Raw genomic sequence first — 25,109 nt, 5'->3', positions numbered from 1 at the left:
AATTAAGGAGTTATTGGAATGCAGTCTTGAGGTTACCGTTTTTTTGGTCTTGCAGAGCCTTCCGGTATTCTGCTTCTTTGTCGGCAGGGGTAACCGGGGTGATGCTCTGCCCATCCTTCAAGTTCTGTACTCCTTCTATCACAATCTTGTCGCCTGCTTTCAGTCCATCGGTTACATAGTAATACTTGCCATCGTTCAGATTGAATATTTTCACCTCAACATTCTTCAGAGTATTGTCGGGCTGCAAGACAAACACGAACTTCTTGTCCTGAATCTCTGTCGTTGCCGATTGCGGTATCATGATGACATTCTGCATCGGGTTGGGGAAAACAACCTTGCCGGTACTTCCGCTGCGCAGCACATTGTGTTTGTTGGGGAAAAGAGCACGCATCGTAACAGAGCCGGTCTTGGGATCGATGACACCGCTGATTGTCTCCACACGGCCACTGTCTGCATACATTGTTCCGTCAATGAGTTGCAATTGTACGTCAGGCATTTTTGCCAAGATCTCTTTTATGCTGCCGCCCTCACGTATCTGTGCCAGGAGTTGTCTTTCGGTCATGGAGAAGTATGCATACATTTCTGAGATGTCGGCAACGGTAGTCAGCGGATTGGCGACAGAAGGGCTTACCAAACTCCCTACACGGTAGGGGATTGTACCTATTACACCGTCACTGGGGCTGGTTACGCTGGTGTATGACAAATTATTTTTTGCATTTACCAACTGTGCTTGTGCCTGTGCCAGTTGTGCTTTGGCTTGTGACAACTGATTTTCGGCCATTTGCAAGTCGTAGTCGCTGATGATGTTCTTCTTGTTCAGTTCACGTTTGTTGTTTACGGTAAGTTCTTGTGTGTTTACTGCGGCTTTGGCTGTTTCAACGGCAGCTTTGGCCGAGTTTACAGTAGCTTGATACTGCACTGGATCGATACTGAATAGTATTTGTCCTTTACGTACTGATGCTCCCTCGTCCACATGTAATTTGGTGATAAAACCACTTACCATAGGCCTGATTTCTACATCTTGTTTACCTTTAATGGTGGCAGGGTAACTGTTTGTCAGGTTGGCAGTGGTGGTTTTGGTCTCAATCACTGCAAACTCAGGTGCTTTACCCATGTTTTTGTCGCCTTGTCCGCAACTGCTTAACAGCACCAGGCAACATACTGATAATCCTAATCTACTCTTCATACTTTTTGTTATTCTCTGTGTATAATTATATTAATTTGAAGGGAAGTTCTGTGTAGTTCATGATATAATAGAGAGTAAGGAATAACAGGAAACTGAATGTCCTTATTTAGTTTTCAACCGCAAAATTATTCTTTTCTTTGTATATAAGATATGAAAAGCATTCTTTTTTAACTATGTTTCATACATAAGTAAGTGCAAAAGCTTGTTTTTTGATTAAAATACTGTAAAGCATACTGCTAATTAACAGATAACCTTTATTTTTGCAGCATGTTAAACTGTAAACATCCTAATAAAGTGAAATTGCTTTTCCGTCGGCTGATGGGAGGTATCGGCATAGCTGTCGCATTATACTCTTGTGCAAGCGTAGGCCGTATAGAAGGAGGCCCTACCGACGAGACTCCTCCTCGCTTTCTTGCCAGCACACCGTCACCGGGCGCCCTTCATACCAAAAGGAACAAGATTGTAATTGAGTTTGACGAATTCATTAAACTTGATAAACCCAATGAGAAGATTGTAATATCTCCTCCTCAAGTACAGCAGCCTGAAATAAAGGCAAGTGGAAAAAAGGTAGTCATTACCCTTCAAGATACCTTGAAGCCCAATACTACTTATACTGTGGATTTTGGAGATGCCATTCAGGACAATAATGAGGGAAATCCGTTGGAAAACTTTTCTTTTTCTTTTTCTACTGGTGAAAATCTGGATTCTATGGCAGTGGCCGGAACTTTACTGAATGCCGCCAATTTAGAGCCGATAAAAGGTATGCTGGTTGGTTTGCACTCCAATCTCGCCGATTCGGCTTTCATAAAACTTCCTTTTGAGCGTGTGGGACGTACTGACAGTCGCGGGTGTTTCTCCATTCGTGGAGTGAGTGCCGGCAACTACCGTATCTATGCATTGCAAGATGCCGATCAGAACTTTGCCTATACTCAGCCTACTGAAATCATAGCTTTCAATGATTCGCTTGTTATTCCTACCATGGAAGAACGTATTCATCAGGATACGTTGTGGCTTGATTCCTTGACAGTTGATACTATTGTAGAACATAAATATACGCATTTCTTGCCTGATGATATTCTTCTGCGCAGTTTCAAGGAAATTAATTTCTCACAACGTTTGGCAAAGAGCGAACGTCTCATTCCCCAAAAGTTTTCCCTTTATTTTACGGCTCCGGCGGATAGTCTGCCTTTGCTGAAGGGATTGAATTTTGACGAGCACGATGCATTTGTTATCGAACAGGGCACAGGACGGAACGATACACTCCATTATTGGATAAAAGATTCTCTGATATACAGGCAAGATACTCTGAAAATGAGTTTGACCTATCTTTATACTGATAGCCTGAAGCAATTGGTATATCGCACCGACACTCTGAAACTGCTCTCCAAGCTGTCTTACGGAAAGCAGCAGAAGCAGAAACAGGAGGCAAAGGAGAAAGAACAGAAAGACCGGGAAAAAAGAAAGAAAAAGAAGAACGATGAGCCGGAGAAGCCGGACGTTGAATTTTTGCCGATGGAGGTGTATGCACCTTCTGCAATGGATGTATATGATTATATTACACTCACTTTTAATGAACCGGTGGCGGATGTGGATACGACAGCCATCCATTTAAGGCAGAAAGTGGATACCTTATGGCAAGATGTGCCGTTTGACTTTTCCCGCGATTCGATAGATCTGAAGCGCTATAATGTGTTTGCCGAGTGGCAACCAGGTGAAAGCTATGTATTTGAGGTGGATTCCACCGCCATACATGGTCTATACGGACTGTTCACCGATAAGATAAAGAAAGAACTCAAGGCAAAGAAACTGGAAGAATATGGGCAGATATTTTTCAATGTGCACGGTGTGGATTCACAGGCTTTCGTTGAATTGCTGGATGGACAGGATAAAGTGTTGCGTACAGTGCCGTTAGTGGCAGGAAAAGCTGATTTCTACTTCCTGAATCCGGGCAAGTACGGGGCAAGGTTAGTTGATGATGTAAACGGAAATGGCGTGTGGGATACGGGAAATTATGCGGAAAAACGCCAGCCGGAAATGGTTTATTATTATCCGATGGTTTTGGAATTAAAGGCGAATTTTGATTTGACTCAAGAGTGGAATATATTTGAAAAGCCTTTGGATAAGCAAAAGCCGGAGGAATTAAAAAAACAAAAGCCAGATGAAAACAAGAAAAACAAGAAAAAAATAACCGGAATAGCAGCAATAATAATAACAGCCGTAACAGTGGCAGCGGATATAGCTATTAGACAGAAAAGGTTGTTCATCCTATTGTTTGTAGCCATAATGATGTGCTTTGCCATCTTGCCTGCGAGTGCTCAGTGTGCGGCAAAGAATGAAGCTTTCCAGTCCGGTGAGCATGTAATGTATGATTTGTACTTCAACTGGAAGTTTATCTGGAAAAAAGTAGGTCTGGCAAGTCTTACTACCAATGCGACGACTTATCACTCTCGGCCCGCTTTCCGCTTCAACCTGCTTTCTGTGGGCAGTAAGAAAACCGATTTCTTCTTTAAGATGCGTGATACCCTTACCTGCTATGTCAGTGATAAGTTGGAACCTCTTTACTTCCGTAAGGCTGCCGAAGAAGGTAAACGTTATACGGTGGATGAGGCTTGGTTTTCTTACAATGACGGTGTGTCATTTGTGAAGCAGAAGCGTACATGGCGTGAGCCTGTACAAGATCCGCAGGAAATGGAGTACAGTGACAGTCGCTGTATTTTCGATATGCTGAGTATTCTGGCACAAGCGCGTTCCTTTGATCCGAAAAGCTACAAAATAGGAGAGAAAATACTTTTCCCTATGGCAACAGGACGCAAGGTAGAGGAACAAACGTTGATTTATCGTGGCAAGGAGGAAGTTAAGGCAAATAATGATACTGTTTACCGTTGTCTCGTATTCTCTTTTGTAGAGTATAAGAAAGGGAAAGAGAAAGAGGTAATCACATTCTTTGTGTCTGATGATAAAAATCATCTTCCTGTCCGTTTGGACCTGTATCTGAACTTCGGTTCGGCAAAGGCCTTCTTGAAGAGTGTAAGAGGAAACCGTTATCCGATGATGTCAATGGTGGAGAAAAACTGATTATTCCTGCAGTCCGAAGGGTGGATGACTGATATGTAAAAGTAACGATTTTGGCTAATAATTGGATTATTTGTGAAGGTTAATGCTGTTTGCTTGCACTACTTTTGCAGCAGAGAAATAGTAAAACTTTAATAAATGAATCCTTTATTATGAAAGCAGTCCTTATTACATTGGGAGTTTCCCTCCTTGTTTTGGCTGGTTGCACAGGGCAAAAGCAGACTGAAAGCAACTTTATTCAAGAAAACATTGATAATGCTGTGGCTCAGGAAACCCTTCAGACAGACATTATCGAGAAATCCGGTAAAATTCTTAATCCACGCACCATTAAAGATGGCAACATTGTTTACGTACCCATTGATGATTGGTGCTCAGGCTTTTTCCCCGGCAATATCTGGTATATATATCAACTGACGGGTGATAAGAAATGGTTGGCACTGGCAGAGAAATATACGGAAGCCCTGGATTCGGTACAGTATCTCACTTGGCATCATGATGTAGGTTTCATGATTGGTTCCAGCTATCTGAACGGTTACCGTTTTGCTCATAAAGAAGAGTATAAGCCGGTTATTATACAGGCTGCCAAATCTTTGTCAACTCGCTTTCGTCCCGCTGCAGGTGTGCTCCAATCATGGGATGCCGACAAAGGGTGGCAGGCTGAACGTGGTTGGAAATGTCCTGTTATCATTGATAATATGATGAATCTGGAATTGTTGTTTGAGGCTGTCAAGCTTTCGGGGGATTCTACATATTATAACATAGCAAAAAAACATGCTGATACGACAATGGCTAACCATTTCCGTTCTGATAATAGTTGTTACCATGTGGTGGATTATGATGCGGAAACCGGAGAGGTTCGCAAAAAACAGACTGCCCAGGGGTATGCAGACGAATCGGCATGGGCAAGGGGACAGGCTTGGGCGCTGTACGGTTACACCATGTGCTACCGCTATACGCATGACGCTAATTATTTGGAGCAGGCAGAGAAGGTTTACAACTTTATTTTCAATAACAAGAATCTTCCGGAAGATTTTGTTCCTTATTGGGACTTCGATGCTCCCGGTATTCCGGATGAACCCCGTGATGCTTCGGCTGCTGCCTGCACCGCATCTGCCCTTTATGAGTTGAGCACCTATTTGCCGGGTAAGGGCTATAAGAAAATCGCTGATAAGATTATGGAAAATTTAGCTTCCCCTGCCTATCGTGCAAAGGTCGGTACTAATGGAAACTTTATCCTGATGCACTCTGTAGGCAGTATTCCCCACGGGGCGGAGATTGATGTGCCTTTGAACTATGCGGACTATTATTTTTTGGAAGGTTTGATGCGTAAAAAGAATCTGGAACAATGAAGAATTCATACTCTGTTTTATTAGGTGGATTAGGTTTGCTGACCTTGCAGGGGTGCAAGACCTCTCAGGCAGAACAACTCTCGCAGCCCAATGTTATTTACGTCTTCCCTGACCAGTATCGCAATCAAGCAATGGAATTCTGGGGGCAGGAGGGATTTCGTGAAAGGGTGAACTTTCGTAATGACCCGGTACATACACCCCGTCTTAATAAATTTGCGAGAGAGTCCGTGGTATTGACTTCTGCCATGAGCAACTGTCCTCTGAGTAGCCCTCACCGTGGCTCATTGCTCACAGGAATGTATCCCAACAAGAGTGGCGTGCCTTTGAATTGTAATTCAGACCGCCCCATCAGTTCTTTGCGCGATGATGCCGTATGTGTCAGCGATGTATTCAGAAGTGCGGGGTATGATTGCGCTTACTTCGGAAAGTTGCATGCCGATTTTCCTACTCCTAACGATCCGGAACGCCCCGGACACTATGTGGAAGACCGTATTCCCGCATGGGATGCCTATACTCCGAAAGGCCGCCGGCATGGATTTAACTATTGGTATTCTTACGGAACTTTCGATGAACACAAGAATCCGCATTATTGGGATACCGAAGGAAAACGTCACGATCCTCATGAGTGGTCACCTTTGCATGAATCGGATATGGTTGTATCCTATCTGAAAAATGAAGGGAATGTACGCGATCCGAAAAAACCTTTCTTCGTCATGGTAGGCATGAATCCGCCCCATAGTCCTTACCGTTCTTTGGACGATTGTATGGAGCAGGACTTCAACCTTTATAAGAATCAGCCGTTAGACAGTTTGTTGATTCGCCCGAATGCTGATTCAAAGATGGCAAAGGCAGAAAGTGCACGTTATTATTTTGCTTCCGTAACCGGAGTTGACCGTGCTTTCGGTAAGATTCTTGATGCGCTGAAAGACCTTGGAATAGACAAAAATACTATTGTGGTGTTTGCTTCCGATCATGGTGAAACCATGTGCAGCCAGCGTACCGACGATCCTAAGAATTCTCCATACTCCGAGTCAATGAACATACCTTTCATTGTCCGATTCCCACATAAAATCACCCCTCGTGTAGATGATCTGATGTTGTCTTCACCGGATATTATGCCTACTTTGCTGGGGTTGGCAGGACTCTCTCATTCTATTCCTGCAGAAGTGCAGGGACGTAATTATGCACCGCTTTTCTTCGATGAAAAGGCGGATGTTGATCGTCCTACCGGAGCGCTTTACATACAAAATGTGGATGGGGAGAAAGATATGAATGGCAAAGTTCGTTCTTATTTCCCTTCTTCTCGAGGATTTAAGACAGCCCGCTATACATTGGCGCTTTATATAGACCGTAAAACTCACAAGCTTGTGAAAAGCCTTTTGTTTGACGATGAGAAAGATCCATATCAGTTGAACAACCTTTCTTTGGAAACAAACAAAGAGGTGGTGAAAACGTTGTGTGCAGAGATGGGTCAGGTTTTAAAAGAGATAGACGATCCTTGGTATAAGGAAAAGATTCTTTCGGATATGATTCCTTATTAAGATATTCGGATAGTTTTAAGGGGAAATACGAATTGCACGGAAAATTGTGAGGCAATATAAATAAACCTCCAGTTTCCGTGCAATTTGTGGTTTATAAAAAGAGGAACTACTTATTCAGTTTCCACTCGCATCCTTCCTTACCATCCTTTATTTCGAATCCGAGTGCGGTAAGTTCATTACGTATCTTGTCGCTGGTTGCCCAGTCTTTATTGGCTTTTGCCTTCATGCGCTCTTCCAATAGCATGTCCACCACCTTGCCGAAGGCAGCTTCGCGTTCCTCATTGGAGGTGTTGTCTTCCTTCAGTCCTAAGATATCGAAGCAGAAGGTATGGAACATGTCTTCCAGTTCTTTCAGGTCATCGGCTGTGATGCTGTCATTTCCGGCAAGAATGTTGTTCACCATCTTGGCGCCGTCAAAGAGGTGGGCGATGACTATCGGTGAGTTCAGATCATCGTTCATGGCTTCGTAGCACTTGGCGCGCAGGGTCTTTACGTCTATGGTAGAAGTCGTTGCAGGTACAATCTTTTCCAGTCCGTGCACGGCATCCATCAGTCTCGACAATCCCTTTTCGGCGGCTTGCAGCGCCTCGTTGCTGAAGTCCACCGTGCTGCGGTAGTGTGCCTGCAAGGTGAAGAAGCGTATGGTCATCGGACTGTAAGCCTGTTCCAGCAGGGGATGCGTACCGTTGAAAAGTTCTTCCAGCGTGATGAAGTTGCCGTAGCTCTTACCCATTTTCTGTCCGTTGATGGTGAGCATGTTGTTGTGCATCCAATAGTGCACCATGTCATCGCCCTGCGAAGCTACGGACTGCGCTATCTCGCATTCGTGGTGCGGGAAGACGAGGTCCATGCCGCCTCCGTGAATGTCGAAGTGCTCTCCCAAATACTTTCTTCCCATAGCCGTACATTCGGCGTGCCAGCCGGGAAATCCGTCACTCCACGGAGAAGGCCAGCGCATGATGTGCTCCGGTTGCGCACACTTCCACAGGGCGAAGTCGGCGGGGTTGTGCTTCTCGCTTTGTCCGTCCAGTTCGCGGGTAGTGTTCAGCACGTCGTCCAGGTTGCGCCCGGAGAGTTTGCCATACTGGTGGTCCTTGTTGTATTTGGCCACGTCGAAGTAAACGGAGCCTTCACTTTCGTAAGCATATCCGTTCTTCATGATTTCCTTCACCAGTTCTATCTGCTCGATGATGTGTCCGCTGGCGTGCGGTTCTATACTTGGGGAGAGCACGTTCAGTGCTTCCATTGCCTTGTGGTAGCGGTTGATGTAGTATTGTGCCACTTCCATGGGTTCCAGTTGTTCCAGACGTGCTTTCTTGGCTATCTTGTCTTCACCGTCATCGGCATCGTGTTCCAGATGGCCTACATCGGTGATGTTGCGCACATAGCGTACCTTATAGCCTATATGCGTGAGGTAGCGGAATAACAGGTCGAAGGTGATGGCGGGGCGTGCATGTCCCAAGTGAGGATCACCGTAAACGGTAGGGCCGCAGACATACATGCCTACATGCGGGGCATGAAGGGGTACGAATAATTCCTTTTTTCTATCTAAAGTGTTGTAAATGGTCAGTTGTTGTTCCATAACGTTCTGATTTTATTTTCTTTTGAATCACAAAGGTATAATAAATCTGTGAATATTTATTAGCTGAAACCATTTCTTGTGCGAAATTAGTTCTTTGAGTTTGCTCGTTTGAATTGTTTTTTTAAAATTTGTAGATGATAATCTTAAAACGAAATGTTATGAAAAAGTTCTTATCTTTTCTTGTGTGTATTTCTTGTGTCTTATTTGTAATGCCTTCATTGCTTTCACAGAAAAATGTCGTAATAGGAAGTGAACAGTATGAGATGCTATTGGCTAATGTTGAGGCTTTGGCATCTGGCGAGGGAGGGCTTAGTAAGTCTGAGAGTAAAGACTCGGACACGAGTCAGAAAGGACCGTATTGGGTTACTATAAGAGGACAAGATACCTATGCGTATCGAGTAGTGACTGTGACTAATTGTTTCGGACTTGGTGTTGTTGATTGTACTCCGGGTATCAGTGAAGAATGGGTATCAGTTAACTGATAAAGAGTATGAAGTCGAAGATATTGCTAATGGTATGCGCCTTGTCATTTTTTGTTTTTGGTTGTACCAAGAAGAAAACGGATAATGCCGCCGAAATTGTTACCGTTACAGAGGATTGTGGAGTGGTAAATGACACTGCTTTCCTGGATAGCGCATTTCTTTTTATACCTGAGACGAAATCTGATGTCTTGATTCATGGCATAGATAGAGTTATAGAGGATGGAAACCGGTTCCTTATTTTGGATGTACAAATGAAACGGGTGTTTTGTTTCGATAAGTCGGGAAAGCATCAGTTTACGATACATGCGGTAGGAAGCGGTCCCGGTGAATACGTGAATCTTTTTGATATCGCCATAGACCGGAAAGAGGAGAGATTACTGTTGCTGACTTATCCTCCGGCTATTCATTATTACACCCTTGACGGTACTTATGAACGCACCCTCCCCTTGGATGGCATGTGCAAATCGCTAGCTGTGACTGACGAGTATATATATTTGCGGAAGGAAACTTATGCGAACAATCAATTGTCCGATTATTCTCTTCTGACAATAGAGAAGAAGACCGGCCAGCGCCATTCTTTATGGAAACCATTGTCCGAGACAGCTCCTTTCTGTATGTCCGGCAATATGCAGATGACCGGGGAGTCTCCGGTGTACCTGACCCGAAAGTTTGACGATACAATCTATACGATGAGGGGCGACCGGGTGGAAAAAGCATATACGATAGATTGGGGCGACCGGGCTTTCCCCGTTTCTGAAGAAAAACGGACTTATGGATGCGCTGAATTAAATAAAATGTGTATGAAAGAGAAATACGTCTATACGATGACTGACCTATGTGATACTCCGAATTATTTGCTTTTCCGTACCAACCAGCCGGGACTTTATGTCTTGTCTAAAGAGAAAAAGGAAGTGAGTAATTACCGCATAATTATGAATACGGACTATCAGCTTGCCATGCCGAATTTTATTCCGGTAGAGGGCAATCGGAAGCGTGTTTTTTTTGTTTATCCTCCGGATATACTGAAAATGCAGGGGCGATCGGGCAAGGAACATTTGAATGCTAATCTGATTCGTTTGTTGGAACAGGTGTCAGAAGATGATAATCCGGTTGTCTTTAGCTATGTTGTGAAGTAATCCACAGGCTTCGCATACGCCGAGAACAAAGCTACGGAAATTATTTATAATTTTAATTGCATTCCGGAGCAAAATCTGAACCTTATTCCCCCATACGGCAGAAGCAGGCTCTTTATACTATTGAACGGGCATCCCTATACTACCTGAGATTTTCTATGAGGTTTAAAGGGTGAAATATCGCTCTATGGTTATCGCCACTCCATCCTCGTCGTTGCTTGGAGCAATGTAGTCTGCCGCTTCCTTTACAGATGTCTGGGCATTGTTCATAGCCACGCCCAGTCCGGCGTATTTTATCATGCTGAGGTCGTTGTAGCCGTCGCCCATGGCCATCATTTCCTCGCGGGGTATGCCCAGCTTGTTCAGCAGCACGGCAAGCGAGCGTGCTTTGTCTATGCCCAGGGGCACAAGTTCCAGGAAGTAAGGCTCCGAGCGATACACACTGATTTGTGTTTGCAGGCGTTGGCTTAGCTCGGTTTCCGTCTTTATAAGTTGTTCCGGCTCGCCCACAATGAGGCATTTGGGCAGGGGGCGGGGTGTTTCTTGCAGGAAGTTGCCTATGTGGCGTATCTGCATCTTGTTGAGGAAAGCTTCTTTCTGTACGTACGGGTCATCGGGATTTTCGGTCAGGACGAACTCGTTGTCGTAAGTGAGGATTGTTTGACGGTTGTGGGTGGAGGCTTGGTAGAGGATGGGCAGCACATCGTCGGGCAGCAGGTTCTTGTACAGCAGTTCACCCGTGCTCCAGTCTATGATTTCTCCACCGTTGTAGGAGAGGATGTAACCGTTGTGCTCCTTCATTTGCAATTGTTCTGCTAAGGGAGCTATGCCGTAGGTGGGGCGACCCGATGCCAGCACCAGTCGCACGCCGCTTTGTTGCAGTTGCAGCAGGCTGTGGAGGTTGCGCGGCGAGATTTCTTTCTTCGAATTTGTCAGAGTGCCGTCCAGGTCGAGGACGAGCAGGCGATAGTCTTGTCTCATGGCTTGAAATCTATTGTTTTTTTTGATGGGACAAAGATAGAGTTTTCTTGGATGAAATACTATTTTTGTAGAATGAAGTCAAAAGAACATGTACTATTGGGAATGAGTGGCGGCACGGACAGCTCTGTTGCCGCAATGAGGTTGCAGGAAGCCGGCTATGAAGTAACGGGAGTGACCTTCCGCTTCTACGAGGCGGACGGAGGGACGGAATATCTGGAAGATGCCCGTGCATTGGCTGCGAGGTTGGGCATCGGGCACATCACGTATGATGCGCGTGAAGCTTTCCGCGAACGTGTCATCCGCTATTTTATAGATGAGTATCTGGCCGGGCGCACTCCGGTTCCCTGCACCGTCTGCAACAACGAACTGAAATGGGCGCTTTTGGCAAAGATTGCCGATGAAAAGGGTATTTATTGGGTATCTACCGGACATTATGTCCGTAAGGTCTTGCAAGAAGGGAAGTATTACATAGCTCCTGCCGCAGACAGAGATAAGGATCAGTCATTTTTTCTGTGGGGCTTGAAGCAGGACATTTTGCGGCGTATGTTGCTTCCGATGGGGGATATTATTAAAAGTGAAGCTCGTGCTTATGCCGCGGCTCGTGGTTTCCGGCAGGTGGCGACGAAGAAAGACAGCATCGGCGTATGCTTCTGTCCGTTGGATTACCGTTCTTTCCTGAAGTGTGAAGCAGGTGTCCGAAAACTGCCCGATAAAGGAAAATTTGTCGATGAAAAGGGGAATTTTCTGGGGTGGCACGAAGGCTATCCTTTCTACACCATCGGGCAGCGCAGAGGACTGGGACTTCAGTTGAATAAAGCAGTTTTTGTCAAAGAAATCTCGGTAGAGAAGAATGAGGTGATACTTGCCCCGCTTGCTTCTTTGTACAAGCGGGAAATGTGGCTGGAAGAATGGAATCTGGCAGAATACAGTCGCGTGCTGGATGCCGAAGAAGTTATTGTGAAGATACGCTACCGCAAGCAGGCCAATCGATGTAAAGTTTCACTCACTGCCGACGGTTTGCTGCATGTATGCTTGGCAGAACCTTTGGAGGCTGTTGCGGCAGGACAGGCGGCGGCTTTCTATACAGCCGACGGACTGTTGTTGGGTGGAGGAATCATCGGCATGGCAGAATGAATTGCATGGATGTCCGGTCAACGGTTCAGTTCCAGCATTTCCTCTATGTATTCCCTTGTATTGCTGAGGCGTGGTATTTTATGCTGTCCGCCGAGTTTTCCTTTGCTGTCCAGCCAGTCGTGGAACAAGTTTTGGCGGGCTACTATGACCTCAAGCGGTTGCAAGGCAAGGTTGTTCTGGCGTTTAGCCTCATAGTCGGAGTTGATTTCCTTCAGCGTGTCATCCAGTATCTTGGCAAATTTTCCTAAAGAATCCGGCATTTGTGCAAACTCTATCAGCCATTGGTGGCGGCATTTGGCATGTTCGTCCATAAATACGGGAGCGGCGGAGTAGTCTATGACCTGCGCACCGGTTGCGGCACATGCCTTGGAAAGCCCTTTTTCCGCATTATCTACAATCAGTTCTTCGCCGAAGGCATTGATGAAATGCTTGGTGCGTCCGGTGATGACAAACTTATATGGATTCTTCGAAGTAAATTTCACTGTGTCTCCAATCATATACCGCCATAGTCCGGCAGAGGTGGAGATTACCATTGCATAGTTCTTGTTCAACTCCACTTCCTCCAGGCAACAGATGCGGGGAGCATCCTTGCCGACATCTTCCAGCGGGACAAATTCATAGAAGATACCATAGTCTATCATCAACAGCATAGCCGGATCTGCCGGATCGTTCTGTGTGCCGAAGTAGCCTTCGGATGCATTGTAGGTTTCTACATAGTGCATTTTGCTGCTGCGTATCACCTCCTTATACTGTTCGCGATAAGGTGTGAAGGCTACTCCGCCATGAAAGAACACCTCCAGATTAGGCCAGACTTCTTCAAGGCTTTGTTTGCCTGTCTTCTCGAGCAGGTGCTTGATGAGTACAAGCATCCAGGACGGTACTCCTGAAAGGTTGGTGACATTGGCTGTGATGGTTTCATTGGCAATGGCCTCCATTTTAGGTTCGAAATGTTCCATCAGTGCCGTTTGCTTGCTCGGCACACGGACGAAATTCACCAATGGGTTGATATTTTCTATCAGAATAGCAGAGAGATCACCAACAAGACTATGGTTGGTGTTCAGATTCGGAGCATGGCTGCCTCCTAAAATAAGCCCTTTGCCTGCGAAGAAGCGGCTTTCGGGATTTTGTCCCAGATAGATTGCGACGGCATCCTTGCCTCCTTTATAATGCGTGTCATGCAATGATTCCTTGCTCACCGGCAGGAACTTGCTTTTGTCATTAGTTGTTCCCGAAGACTTGGCAAACCAACGGATTTCCGAAGGCCAGAGCAGATTCTGCTCTCCGGCGCGCAGGCGGGTTACGTAGGGCTTTATTTCTTCGTAGGTTTGTATGGGAAGGCGGTTTTTGAAATCCTCATAAGTACGGATAGAGGCATAGTTGTATTTCTTTCCCCATTCTGTATCGGCTGCCGTGCCGACGAGATGTTGCAGCACGCCTTGCTGCAATTTGCCGGCATGGTCGGCATATTGTTCGATTTCTTTCAGACGGGGGGTGAAATATACCTTATTCAGAAACTTTGTAATACTCATCGTTCTTGTTGAAATCTAATTTTAAAGCGCAAAAATAATCTTATTTATCGGCATCTCTATCTTTTTTCTGTTTTTTTTCTATCTTTACGTCCGTATAAGCGAAAAGAAACGCCATTTAAACAAGAATGTTATGAGAATCGGTATTTTGACCTCAGGAGGCGACTGTCCCGGCATCAATGCTACGATACGTGGCGTATGCAAAACAGCCATCAATCATTATGGAATGGAAGTAATAGGCATTCACAGTGGTTTTCAGGGACTGTTGACTAAAGATGTGGAGTCATTTACCGAAAAATCCTTATCTGGTTTGCTGAATTTAGGCGGCACGATGCTGGGAACTTCCCGTGAGAAGCCATTCAAGAAGAATGGAGTGATGCCTGATGTGGATAAACCCGCGCTGATAGAACAAAACGTGAAAGATCTGGGTTTAGACTGCATCGTCTGTATCGGAGGAAACGGTACTCAGAAGACGGCGGCAAAACTTGCGAATATGGGCTTGAATATTGTTTCCGTGCCAAAAACCATTGATAATGACATTTGGGGAACCGACTTCTCTTTCGGTTTCGATTCTGCCGTCAGCATTGCCACCGATGCTATTGACAGGCTGCACTCTACCGCCAGCTCGCACAAACGCGTGATGGTGATTGAGGTAATGGGACATAAGGCGGGCTGGATAGCTCTTTACTCCGGCATGGCGGGAGGAGGTGACGTGATCCTGATACCTGAGATACCTTATGACATTCACAATATTGGCGAGACAATACTGAACCGCCTCAAAAAAGGCAAACCCTATTCCATTGTAGTTGTTGCCGAAGGCATTCAGACAGACGGAAACAAGCGTGCCGCCGAATACATAGCTCAGGAGATAGAGTACGAAACAGGGATAGAAACCCGCGAAACCGTGCTGGGATATATCCAGCGTGGCGGTTCGCCTACACCTTTCGACCGTAACCTCTCTACCCGCATGGGAGGCCATGCTACGGAACTGATTGCTACCGGACAATTCGGGCGCATGATTACTTTGAAAGGGAACGAAATAGCTTCTGTTCCCTTAGAGGAGGTGGCCGGTAAGTTGAAGTTGGTGACGGAAGACCATGACTTAGTTGTCCAGGGACGCAGGATGGGAATCTGTTTCGGATAATCTTTCCGTTATGGCAGTATCTTGTGCGGCAATACCTTCAGCTATGATTTCCTCTGTATGACGCTGATTCTTGGCAGCCTGTATTTCCGTCTTGAAGGTTTCGTCTCCCTTGATTTTTCTTAATGCTATTTGTGCGGCATTCTGCTGTGATTCCTTTTTGGAATACCCCGTTCCTGTTCCTGCCGAAACACCTTCAATACGAATCTCGGTGTGGAACATCGGATTGTAGTCTTTGTCAAGAAGCTGTTTGATAAGCTCGAAAGACACTTCCATCTTGTTCTTCTGGCTCCATTCTATCAGTTTCGATTTGAAGTTGACCTCCTTGCGTGACATCTTGTCAAGGTCTATATAGTGCTTGAATATTTTTTCTTCCATGAACCATTTGCAACGGTCATAGCCCTGATCCAGATAAATGGCGCCTACGAAAGCCTCGAATGCATTGCCATACATATAACTGTTATGAGAAGAAGATCGGCTGGAGTACTTCACTAACTTATCCAACCCGATTTCAACGGCAAGCTTGTTGAGCGTTTCCCGTTGCACGATTTTAGAACGCGTATTTGTTAGGAAACCCTCACGACGGCCTTCAAAGTGTTTATAGACAATATCCCCTACAATGGCGTCAAGGATGGCATCTCCTAAAAATTCAAGCCTCTCATTGTTCAGTGGGCGTCCTTTCTCAGAGCGTATGGAAATGGATTTATGCAGCAGGGCTTGCTGATAAATCTGAATATTGCGGGGAAAGAACCCTAATATTTCGTAAAAACAAAGATAAGACCCTCTATCCTTGTGGAATAAGAGCCTTATCTTGTCTATTTGGTTACGTAACACGATGGACTATTCTGTGTATTTCTTGAAAATAGCACATGCATTATGACCGCCGAATCCAAATGTGTTGGACAGAACTGCGTTCACTTCGCGTTTCTGCGCTTGGTTGAACGTGAAGTTCAGATCATAATCGATGTTCTCGTCGTTATCACCCTCTTCGTGGTTGATGGTGGGAGGCACGATGCCATTCTTGATGGCAAGGATGCTTGCAATAGCCTCTACCGCACCGGCAGCACCCAACAAATGACCGGTCATGGATTTCGTAGAACTGATGTTCAACTTATACGCATGTGAACCGAATACCTCTTTGATGGCTTTAGCTTCCGATATATCACCTACGGGAGTAGATGTACCGTGAACATTGATATAATCTATTTCGTCGGGATTCATTTCAGCATCTTCCAGCGCATTCATCATCACTAATTTCGCTCCTAAGCCCTCCGGGTGAGAAGCGGTCAAGTGGTAAGCATCGGCAGACATACCTGCACCGGCTACTTCCGCATAAATTTTAGCGCCACGAGCTTTGGCATGTTCCAGTTCTTCAAGAACCAAGCAACCGCCACCTTCACCCATAATGAAGCCGTCACGGCTTGCGCTGAACGGACGTGATGCCGTTTGGGGAGAGTCGTTGCGCGTTGACAATGCGTGCATGGCGTTGAAACCACCTACACCACCCGCTGTAATGGCTGCCTCTGCTCCACCGCTGACAATGACATTGGCCTTACCCAAACGGATAAGGTTGAATGCATCGGCAATAGCGTTCGTAGAAGTTGCACATGCAGAACAAGTCGCGTAGTTAGGACCATGAAAACCGTACAGAATGGAAATTTGTCCGGCCGCAATATCCGAAATCATCTTGGGGATGAAGAACGGGTTGAATTTTGGACCCATTTCCTTGCCGTTGACAGCATAGTTGCCAACCTCTTCCTCGAATGTACGGATGCCACCGATACCGGCGCCAAAAATGACACCGATTCTGTTTAAATCCTCATTTTCGACATCAAGACCCGAATCGGCTACCGCTTCCTTGGCCACTGCAATGGCATACTGAGTATATACATCCATCTTGCGGGCTTCCTTGCGGTCTATATATTTGGTGGCATCGAAGCCTTTTACTTCGCATGCAAATTGAGTCTTGAAAAGGGATGCGTCGAAATGAGTAATAGGCCCTGCTCCACTAACCCCGTTCACAAGGTTTTCCCAAAATTCGGGAACACTGTTGCCAATGGGAGTAATGGCGCCAAGACCTGTTACTACAACTCTTTTTAATTCCATGTTATAAACTGATGGATAAGATTACTTAGCGTGTTCTTCGATGTAAGATACAGCATCACCTACAGTACCGATCTTTTCAGCCTGGTCATCAGGGATAGAGATACCGAATTCTTTTTCGAATTCCATGATAAGTTCAACCGTGTCAAGAGAATCAGCTCCTAAGTCGTTAGTGAAGCTTGCTTCGGTTGTAACTTCTGATTCTTCAACGCCTAATTTGTCGACGATAATCGCTTTCACTCTTGATGCAATTTCAGACATAACTTTAAGTTTTTAATTAATAATTAGTTTTATTTCTTTAATTTTGCGGTGCAAAGGAATAAATATTTATCGTTCCTCGCAAATATTTGATGAATTAAATGTAACTTTTTGCACATTTTTCACGGTTTTGTGCACAAAATGGAGGGGTTATGATGAAAAATATCGCGGTTTTAGCTTCGGGAAGTGGTACGAATACCGAAAATATCATTCGTTTTTTTCGGGAAAAGGATTCAGCCTGTGTGCGTTTGGTGTTGACCAACCGGCAGGATGCGCTTGTTTTAGAGCGCGCAAAGAGGTTGGGAGTGCCTTATGCCTGTTTTGCTAAAAATGATTGGGAGAGTGGAGAAGCTATTCTGCCCTTGCTGCAAGAACATGATATTGATTTTATAGTGTTGGCTGGTTTTCTGGCTCGCGTGCCGAATAGCATTTTGCATGCTTATCCCAATAAAATGATAAATATACATCCTTCACTCCTTCCCAAGTTCGGTGGGAAAGGGATGTATGGTGACCGTGTTCATGAAGCTGTGATTGCCGCAGGCGAGAAAGAGAGTGGTATCACTATACATTATACTAATGAACATTACGATGAAGGAGCTGTCATTTGCCAAATAAAATGTTCTGTACTGCCGGGTGATACACCTGATATATTGGCGCAACGCATCCATAAACTGGAGTATGAATATTATCCGCGAGTGATAGAGGAATTGCTGAATACGATAGATTGACCGGTTAATCCATCCTCTTGCCTTTTCCCTGTCTTCTCCTTACCTACTCCCTACCTACTCCCTACCTTCTCCCTCTCTATAGACAAGGAGTAGGTAGGGAGTAGGTAAGGAGTAGGTAGGGCTTTGAAGATAAATAGAACAAAAGAGAATCTTATTATTAATGCAGAAAGCTTATGCTCGCGAAGGATTGACGATATGCAAGCATGCTTTTAAGTGGAAATGCCAGAGAAGGCTTTTACACGTGCTTCAGGATGAAGGCTCCCTCCTCTCTTCGTAGCGGGTAATCTCCGCGTAATTTCTCGAACAGGTCCGGATGCTTTTTCAAGGCCTCGCTGTCTCGGCGCGGGTCGTACATTTGCAAGTACGCCTCTGCCGGAGAGTGCGCGGTGATGACGGGATTTTCCGGTTGGGGAGGAGTAATTAGGTAATCGGCTTCTATGTGGAAGAATCGACACAGCGCATCCAGTGACATACGTGTAGCGTTTGCTTTACCATCGGCAGAATAACCGGCAATATGTGGTGTTCCGAGGAATACTTGGTTCAATAAGGTGGAATTGATGTCCGGTTCATTTTCCCAAACATCGATGATTGCATCCGAAATTGTTCCTTGTTCGAGAGCATTTAGTAATGCATGAGTTTCTATTACCTCACCGCGTGAGGTGTTGATGATGATGGGGCAACGTTTCAAAGAATGGAAAAATGTGTCGTCAGCCAGATGGAATGTTTTGTATTTCCCTTCCTTATATAAAGGCACATGGAATGTGATTATGTCACATTCGTTGGCAAGGGTCTGCAAAGGAGAAAAGCCGTTTCCGCCTTCCCGGTCTGCACGCGGCAGATCGTTCAGTAATATACGCATTCCGAATTTCCGCGCTGCTTGCTCCACTTTGCTGCCCACATTGCCTGCCCCCACAATGCCTATGGTAGTTTGGGACAGCCGGATACTTTTCTGCTTCTGCAGCAGGATCAGGGATGATTGCAGATATTGGGCTACGGATGCCGAGTTGCATCCGGGCGCATTGGCCCATGTGATACCTGCTTTGCGGCAATACTCCGTATCGATGTGATCGAAACCAATTGTTGCCGTAGCAATGAATTTTACTTTACTTCCCTCCAGCAGTTCACGGTTGCAGCATGTACGTGTGCGCACTATCAGCGCATCGGCATCTTTCACCAGAGTGGGAGTAAAGGCTGTTCCGGGAGCATAGACCACTTCATCTGCTATCCGGGAGATAGCCTCTTTTATAAAGGGTATTTTGTCGTCTATAATGACTTTCATGGATTGCCTTATTGAATGTTTCGGACAAAGATAATGATAAAAAGATAGAAACGGTTGCAGGAATTAAAGATATTGTATATTTTCGCCAGTCAGATAAAAAGTTCTGTTATATGTCCCGTATATTGATTGTTCGTTTTTCAGCTTTCGGCGATGTTGCCATGACTGTCCCCGTTATTTATTCACTGGCGGTGCAGTATCCGCAGCACCGGATAACGGTGCTTAGCCGTCCGGCATGGGCTCCTTTGTTTTCGCGGTTGCCCCGAAATGTGGAATTTATGGGGGTGGATTTGAAGAACGAGTATCGGGGATTGGTAGGACTCAACGCTCTGTTTGCGCGACTCAGAACGATGCATTTCGATTGTGTGGCCGATTTTCATAACGTGCTTCGCACCCGCTATTTATGCCTGCGTTTTCGCCTTGCAGGTATTCCTGTGCGGAGCATTGACAAGGGACGCAGAGAGAAAGAAAGACTGGTGAATGGAATGCCTAAGGATTATGCTCCGTTGATAAGCGCTTTTGAGCGTTATCGTTTGGTATTGGAGAAGCTTGGATTGACGTTTAAACTGAATTTCCACTCAATATTTGGCGGAGCGAAAGGTGATGTGACTTTACTGCCCGGATGGCTGACGGAACGCCTGCTTTTTACGGACGGTTCTGCTCTTGAATCCACAAATCCTTCTTTGCTGATAGGTATAGCTCCTTTTGCTGCTCATACGGGGAAGGTGTATCCGCCGGAGAAGATGGAAAAGGTGATTGAATTGCTTCGGGAAAGGAGTAATGTGCGTATATGTCTTTTCGGTGGAAAGTCGGAAATGGAAAAGGAGGTTTTCGGTCGTTGGGAATCTCTTTATTCTCAGGTGATATCTGTGGCAGGACGTCTGAAGCTGGATGAAGAACTGGTTCTGATGAGTCTGTTGGATGGGATGATTTCAATGGATTCTTCTAATATGCATCTGGCGTCTTTGGTTGCTACACCTGTAATATCCGTTTGGGGAGCTACGCATCCGTGCGCAGGTTTTATGGGATGGAATCAACTTGAGGCCAATGCTGTGCAGGTGGATTTGTCTTGCCGCCCTTGTTCCGTCTATGGTAATAAGCCTTGTCGTCGTGGGGATTATGCCTGTTTGCAACGAATCACCCCTGAGAGGATAGTAGATAAAGTTTTAGCTTTAAAGAAATGATAAGAATTTTATATATACTCGTTTTTTGTTTGTGGTATCTGTTGTCCTTGTTTCCGTTGAGGCTTCTGTACCTGCTGTCAGACGGATTATACTTTCTGGTTTATTATGGCATCCGCTATCGCCGTCCTCTGGTGCGCAAGAATTTAACGGAATCTTTTCCGGAGAAAACTCAGGATGAGATTATACAGATAGAGAAGAAATTCTACGCTTGGTTTTGCGACTATGTGGTAGAGACGGTAAAACTGTTTTCGATGAGTAAGAAAACGATGGAGAAGCGTATGCGGTTCAAAGGAATGGAACAGGTAGGGCAATCTGTGGATAAAGGACTTTCGTGTGTAGTCTATCTGGGACATTACTGTAATTGGGAATGGATTACTTCTTTGCCTCTGGCTGTAGGAGACAAAGCCATCTGCGCACAGATTTATCATGTGCTGGAGAACAAGGCTTTTGACAAGTTGTTTTTTTATCTTCGGGGCAGGATGGGGGCCGTCAGCATACCGATGGCTGAGACACTTCGCCGCCTTGTGAAGTATCGTAACGAGAAGCAGCCGGTAGTAATGGGCTTTATAGCCGATCAGACTCCCTTTTGGAACAACATTCACTATTGGACGAACTTTCTGCATCATGATACACCTGTGCTGACTGGCACTGAAAGGATAGCCAAGCAAATCAACTATGCCGTATATTATATGGATGTACGCCGTGAATGCAGGGGCTGTTATGTTGCCGAGTTCAAACTGCTGACGGAGACACCGAAAGAGTATGAAGACTATCAGTTGACAGAGATGTATATGCGCGCTTTGGAGAATACCATCCGGCGGGCTCCCCAATATTGGCTGTGGACACACAACCGTTGGAAGCGGACACGTGCGGAATGGGAAAGAATCATTGACCCCGTCACTAAAAAAATGAGATGCTGACTGTTTCTCTTCATGCATTATTATGAAGCTAAAAATGATTGTTTGTTTTTCTAAAATATTTAATTTTCAGGTTTATGCCTAAAGTATCTGTTATCGTCCCGAATTATAATCATGCGTTGTATCTGAATAAACGTATAGATACTGTCTTAGCCCAGTCTTACCGGGACTTTGAAGTGATTATTCTGGATGATTGTTCTTCTGACAATAGCCGGGATATCATAGAACGGTATAAAAATGAAGAAAAAGTCTCTGCTGTCGTTTACAATGAAGTGAATGGTGGAAATGTATTCGCTCAATGGGATAAGGGTATTTCGATGGCTAAAGGCGACTTCATCTGGATTGCGGAAAGTGACGACTATGCGGATTCTCACTTCCTTTCTGCTACTGTTGCCCAAATAGAACAGAGGAAGGATATTATGCTTGTCTTTTCGGCTTCTTATCTTGTAGATGGTGATGGTGGCATTATGGAACGCGACTGGAATTTGAAATCTTTCCGGTCGCAAGAAGCTTCCAAAATGTATGAAGGCGTATCGTTTGTGAAACACAATATGGTATTTTGCAATCCTGTTTTTAATGCGAGTATGGTTCTTTTTAGAAAATCGGCTTATGAAGCCATTTGCAAGGACTTGTATCAGTACAAGCTGTGTGGTGACTGGCTTTGCTGGGCAAGAATAGCCAGTTTGGGTAAGATTATTTATGTCAATCGCAAACTGAACTATTTCAGGCAGCATCTCAATAAGGTTTCCCCTAAAGCAGAATTGCAAGGATTGTATTATTCGGAAGGGTATAGAGTGATGGAGGCTGTGGCCGAATTGCTGAGCTTTTCTGCCTATCAGCGTTTGGTGATAAAGGCTCGAATGGCAAAACGGCTTTGGGCCAATGAAACGATGTTGCCGGAATATAAGAAAGAACTGATAAAGCATTATTCCGCCCCACTTTGGATGAATACTTTTTTATATGAATTTGATAAGATAACCAATTTATCCACTTTACAGAGAATGATATGATAATTGTAAAAGGATATGGACAAATGTGCAATAATATATTGCAGTATGCTCATGCCTATGCTTTCGGAAGGGAGTATGGGATATTTGTCTTCTCAATGAGATTTTCTTATAAATATCAGTATTTCCGGATTTGCAGGAAATGGTATCACAATTTTGGCAGTTATCTTCTGGCGAAGATGTGCATTGCATTGCGTCTCTTGAAAATTGTATCGGAAGATACAAATCCGCAGGTTGTGGCAGAAGTTCGTAACTCCGGAATAGTGGTTGTGGATCAGTGGGGATTCCGTTTTCCGGAACTGCTCCTTAAATACAGGAGGGAGATTCTGGATCTTTTTGATATAAAATCGTCTATAAAAAGCAGGGTTAATCATTGGCTGGACCAGCATGATGGAAACGATGGTAGGAAGTTATTGAGGCTGGGTGTACATATCCGTCGGGGTGATTATGCTACTTGGCAGGGAGGCAAATATTTCTTCCCGGATGCCACTTATATAGATCTGATTAATCAGTTTTGCCGGATGCATGATGACTGTAAAATTAATGTTTATATCTGTACAAATGATGAAAAGTTATGCCTGGACCAGTACAGACAGGAAATCGGTCATTCTGTTTACCTCTTCCGGGGAAGTGGGGTAGAAGATCTCTATCTGCTGTCTCAATGCGACTATCTGATAGGAGTGAAAAGTACCTTCTCATTGGTGGCCGCTTTTTATAGAGACATTCCTCTTTATTGGATTATGGATAGAGATAAACCGTTCTCTCCTGATAGTTTCCGTTATTTTAAAGACCTTTTTACAACTGTATAAATTATGATAAAAGATAAAGTTTCTGTCATTGTGGCAACATACAACTGGAAAGAAGCCTTGGAACTCTCGCTGGGCAGTTTGCTGAATCAGACTGTTCCACCCGGTGAGATTATTATTGCAGACGATGGTTCAGGTGATGATACAAGAAAGTTGATAGAACGGCTGAAAGCTACCACGGAAATTCCTGTTATACATTTGTGGCAGGAGGATCAAGGATTTAGGAAAACTGTCATTTTGAATAAAGCAATGGCACAGGCTCAGTATGATTATCTTATTCAGATAGACGGAGATGTGATTGTGGAGCGTCATTTTATTCAGGATCATTTAGAGATTGCGGAGCATAATTGTTTTGTTTGTGGCAGTCGTGTTAAGTTGGGAGCTGCTATTACGGCAAAGATATTGGCAAATAGAGGTTTGGAGATCAGCCTGTTTGATATGCCAATCAGTTTTATGCTGAACAGTTTTCGTTCTAAAATCTTGCGTCAGTTTGTAGCTACTAAATATGGCAAGAAGGTTGATCATTTGCGGGGGTGTAATATGGCTTTCTGGAAAAAAGATATTATCACCGTCAATGGATACAATGAGGATTTACTGCAATGGGGACATGAGGACGGCGAACTCGGTTTCCGCTTGTTTTTTGCCGGAGTGCGGAAGAAATTTTTGAAAATGGGAGGCATTGTGTATCACTTGAACCATAAGGAGTCTTCCCGAAGCAATGAAGAATATCATTTGGCAGAGTTGGAACGTACAAAGAAAGAGCATCGTAAATATTGTACTAATGGAATAAACAAGTATCTATGAAACACGATCATTTATGTGCAAGAATCCGGAAGCTCTTTGCTACGCTGGTTTCCGCCCTGGTTCCTCAAAAAGAGTTGCGGCATAAGGTTCGTGACCTGCTTCACCCTTATAATGCTCAAAGAACGATAGCTTACTTTCAGAAAGAATATGTTTGTAAGTTGCAGTTTCCCGACATGTATGCAGAGACAGAACAGGAGGGCCCTTTTTTTTCTCCTTACATTTGGCAATGCTGGCTGCAAGGAACAGAACAGGCTCCGGATGTGGTAAGACGATGCCTGCGGTCTGTCGAAGTGTATAAAGAGGCTGGTCAACAAGTGATTCTTCTCACGGAAGACAATATATCGGATTATTTGGAATTACCTCCTTACATCCTTGAGAAAAGGCGAAAAGGTATTATTCCTGATGCCCAATTTTCGGATATATTACGTGTGTATTTATTGGATAAGTATGGAGGTTTGTGGATTGATGCCACTTGCCTGCTCACTTCTTCTATTCCTGAGTGGGTGTATCGGCAGCCCTTTTTTGTTTTCCAGTCTGCCGGAGAATTTGCTTATACACAGATTCAAAGCTGTTTCCTGTATAGTAGCCGGTCTTCTTGGTTATTGAAGGCTTGGAAAGAAATATTGGACAGTTATTGGAAAAATGAAGATAGCATGATGCATTATTTCCAGTTACACTTGATGTTTGTTGCTCTTGTCACCGATAATAAGTATGCCAAGAAATGTTATGCTACGATGAAGAAAGTGTCCGAAGCGCCGACTAAAGAACTGTATGAGTTGCTTTCGCATCCGACCTGTGATGCAGAGAAACTGAAAGAAATATCAGATCGGTCCTTTGTTCATAAACTGACCTATAAGACTCCTTTGTTCTTTCCGGAGAGTTTCTGATTCCACGATATC

The 25,109-nt window shown here is 44.7% G+C and carries 22 protein-coding genes and 1 pseudogene; 15 read left to right on the top strand and 8 right to left on the bottom strand.

Translation table 11 applies throughout. The annotated features are described in order from the left end of the window. Positions 1-10: 10 nt before the first annotated feature. Entirely contained in the window at positions 11-1,186 is a 1,176-nt protein-coding gene (locus tag BACHE_RS02885) for an efflux RND transporter periplasmic adaptor subunit (protein WP_013546206.1), read from the bottom strand. A gap of 267 nt (positions 1,187-1,453) precedes the next feature. Here BACHE_RS02885 and BACHE_RS02880 point away from each other — a divergent pair. The 4 genes and pseudogenes from BACHE_RS02880 (at position 1,454) to BACHE_RS02865 (ending at position 7,148) form a co-directional block, all read left to right on the top strand. After that, a pseudogene (locus BACHE_RS02880) lies at positions 1,454-3,432 on the top strand (Ig-like domain-containing domain). Positions 3,433-3,469: 37 nt separating this feature from the next. Then, positions 3,470-4,261: a DUF3108 domain-containing protein gene (locus tag BACHE_RS02875; protein WP_083808237.1), complete on the top strand. Its 792-nt coding sequence runs from the start codon at positions 3,470-3,472 to the stop codon at positions 4,259-4,261. 149 nt (positions 4,262-4,410) lie between these two features. Continuing rightward, positions 4,411-5,607, top strand: coding sequence for a glycoside hydrolase family 88 protein (locus tag BACHE_RS02870; RefSeq protein ID WP_013546204.1), 1,197 nt, complete (start codon positions 4,411-4,413; stop codon positions 5,605-5,607). After that, positions 5,604-7,148 (top strand): sulfatase family protein, encoded by a 1,545-nt coding sequence (locus BACHE_RS02865; protein ID WP_013546203.1) that lies wholly within the window; start codon positions 5,604-5,606, stop codon positions 7,146-7,148. The genes BACHE_RS02870 and BACHE_RS02865 overlap by 4 nt, the downstream gene beginning before the upstream one ends. Before the next feature lie 106 nt (positions 7,149-7,254). Here BACHE_RS02865 and cysS read toward each other — a convergent pair whose 3' ends face one another. Beyond that, positions 7,255-8,730 carry a cysteine--tRNA ligase gene (gene cysS / locus BACHE_RS02860; protein WP_013546202.1) on the bottom strand — a complete coding sequence of 492 codons (1,476 nt, stop codon included), beginning with the start codon at positions 8,728-8,730 and terminating at the stop codon, positions 7,255-7,257. A gap of 158 nt (positions 8,731-8,888) precedes the next feature. Here cysS and BACHE_RS02855 point away from each other — a divergent pair, with 158 nt between their 5' ends. Together BACHE_RS02855 and BACHE_RS02850 are read left to right on the top strand one after the other, a co-directional pair. After that, positions 8,889-9,212 (top strand): hypothetical protein, encoded by a 324-nt coding sequence (locus BACHE_RS02855; RefSeq protein ID WP_013546201.1) that lies wholly within the window; start codon positions 8,889-8,891, stop codon positions 9,210-9,212. 8 nt (positions 9,213-9,220) lie between these two features. Further along, complete coding sequence (locus BACHE_RS02850) at positions 9,221-10,348, top strand: 6-bladed beta-propeller (RefSeq protein ID WP_013546200.1); 1,128 nt, start codon at positions 9,221-9,223, stop codon at positions 10,346-10,348. Positions 10,349-10,510: 162 nt separating this feature from the next. Here BACHE_RS02850 and BACHE_RS02845 read toward each other — a convergent pair whose 3' ends face one another. Next, on the bottom strand, positions 10,511-11,326 hold the full coding sequence (locus tag BACHE_RS02845; RefSeq protein ID WP_013546199.1) for a Cof-type HAD-IIB family hydrolase: 816 nt from the start codon (positions 11,324-11,326) through the stop codon (positions 10,511-10,513). Positions 11,327-11,398: 72 nt separating this feature from the next. On the opposite strand from BACHE_RS02845, the gene mnmA reads away from it, so the two are divergent. Further along, complete coding sequence (gene mnmA, locus BACHE_RS02840) at positions 11,399-12,460, top strand: tRNA 2-thiouridine(34) synthase MnmA (protein ID WP_013546198.1); 1,062 nt, start codon at positions 11,399-11,401, stop codon at positions 12,458-12,460. A 17-nt stretch (positions 12,461-12,477) separates the two neighbouring features. Here the strand turns inward: mnmA and BACHE_RS02835 are convergent, their stop codons facing one another. Beyond that, on the bottom strand, positions 12,478-13,989 hold the full coding sequence (locus tag BACHE_RS02835; RefSeq protein WP_013546197.1) for a GH3 auxin-responsive promoter family protein: 1,512 nt from the start codon (positions 13,987-13,989) through the stop codon (positions 12,478-12,480). 130 nt (positions 13,990-14,119) lie between these two features. Between BACHE_RS02835 and BACHE_RS02830 the strand changes: the two genes are divergently transcribed. Continuing rightward, a complete protein-coding gene (locus BACHE_RS02830) occupies positions 14,120-15,130 on the top strand; it encodes an ATP-dependent 6-phosphofructokinase (protein ID WP_013546196.1) in 1,011 nt (336 codons plus the stop codon). Here BACHE_RS02830 and rnc read toward each other — a convergent pair. From rnc to BACHE_RS02815, 3 genes are read right to left on the bottom strand one after another with little or no spacing between them, the layout of a single operon-like run. Beyond that, entirely contained in the window at positions 15,089-15,961 is an 873-nt protein-coding gene (rnc, locus tag BACHE_RS02825; RefSeq protein WP_013546195.1) for a ribonuclease III, read from the bottom strand. The genes BACHE_RS02830 and rnc overlap by 42 nt on opposite strands. Before the next feature lie 6 nt (positions 15,962-15,967). After that, positions 15,968-17,233, bottom strand: a complete 1,266-nt coding sequence (fabF, locus tag BACHE_RS02820; RefSeq protein WP_013546194.1) for a beta-ketoacyl-ACP synthase II — start codon at positions 17,231-17,233, stop codon at positions 15,968-15,970. Positions 17,234-17,254: 21 nt separating this feature from the next. Further along, on the bottom strand, positions 17,255-17,491 hold the full coding sequence (locus tag BACHE_RS02815; protein ID WP_002558672.1) for an acyl carrier protein: 237 nt from the start codon (positions 17,489-17,491) through the stop codon (positions 17,255-17,257). Between the two features lie 149 nt (positions 17,492-17,640). Between BACHE_RS02815 and purN the strand changes: the two genes are divergently transcribed. Beyond that, positions 17,641-18,216: a phosphoribosylglycinamide formyltransferase gene (gene purN / locus BACHE_RS02810; protein WP_013546193.1), complete on the top strand. Its 576-nt coding sequence runs from the start codon at positions 17,641-17,643 to the stop codon at positions 18,214-18,216. A gap of 235 nt (positions 18,217-18,451) precedes the next feature. Here the strand turns inward: purN and pdxB are convergent, their stop codons facing one another. Next, complete coding sequence (pdxB, locus tag BACHE_RS02805) at positions 18,452-19,495, bottom strand: 4-phosphoerythronate dehydrogenase PdxB (RefSeq protein ID WP_013546192.1); 1,044 nt, start codon at positions 19,493-19,495, stop codon at positions 18,452-18,454. A gap of 110 nt (positions 19,496-19,605) precedes the next feature. On the opposite strand from pdxB, the gene BACHE_RS02800 reads away from it, so the two are divergent. The 6 genes from BACHE_RS02800 to BACHE_RS02775 all read left to right on the top strand — a co-directional run bounded on the left by BACHE_RS02800 (position 19,606) and on the right by BACHE_RS02775 (position 25,097). Continuing rightward, a complete protein-coding gene (locus BACHE_RS02800; protein ID WP_013546191.1) occupies positions 19,606-20,676 on the top strand; it encodes a glycosyltransferase family 9 protein in 1,071 nt (356 codons plus the stop codon). Next, positions 20,673-21,596, top strand: a complete 924-nt coding sequence (locus BACHE_RS02795; protein ID WP_013546190.1) for a lysophospholipid acyltransferase family protein — start codon at positions 20,673-20,675, stop codon at positions 21,594-21,596. Before BACHE_RS02800 ends, BACHE_RS02795 begins: the two co-directional genes overlap by 4 nt. Positions 21,597-21,670: 74 nt before the next feature. Continuing rightward, on the top strand, positions 21,671-22,603 hold the full coding sequence (locus BACHE_RS02790) for a glycosyltransferase family 2 protein (RefSeq protein ID WP_013546189.1): 933 nt from the start codon (positions 21,671-21,673) through the stop codon (positions 22,601-22,603). Beyond that, positions 22,600-23,409, top strand: a complete 810-nt coding sequence (locus tag BACHE_RS02785; protein WP_041579147.1) for an alpha-1,2-fucosyltransferase — start codon at positions 22,600-22,602, stop codon at positions 23,407-23,409. The genes BACHE_RS02790 and BACHE_RS02785 overlap by 4 nt, the downstream gene beginning before the upstream one ends. Positions 23,410-23,412: 3 nt before the next feature. After that, positions 23,413-24,210 carry a glycosyltransferase family 2 protein gene (locus BACHE_RS02780; protein ID WP_013546187.1) on the top strand — a complete coding sequence of 266 codons (798 nt, stop codon included), beginning with the start codon at positions 23,413-23,415 and terminating at the stop codon, positions 24,208-24,210. Continuing rightward, complete coding sequence (locus BACHE_RS02775) at positions 24,207-25,097, top strand: capsular polysaccharide synthesis protein (RefSeq protein ID WP_013546186.1); 891 nt, start codon at positions 24,207-24,209, stop codon at positions 25,095-25,097. Before BACHE_RS02780 ends, BACHE_RS02775 begins: the two co-directional genes overlap by 4 nt. Positions 25,098-25,109 lie beyond the last annotated feature (12 nt).

Source organism: Bacteroides helcogenes P 36-108 (assembly GCF_000186225.1).
Classification (GTDB): Bacteria; Bacteroidota; Bacteroidia; order Bacteroidales; family Bacteroidaceae; genus Bacteroides; species Bacteroides helcogenes.
This window is presented reverse-complemented; position numbering and strand designations above follow the sequence as displayed.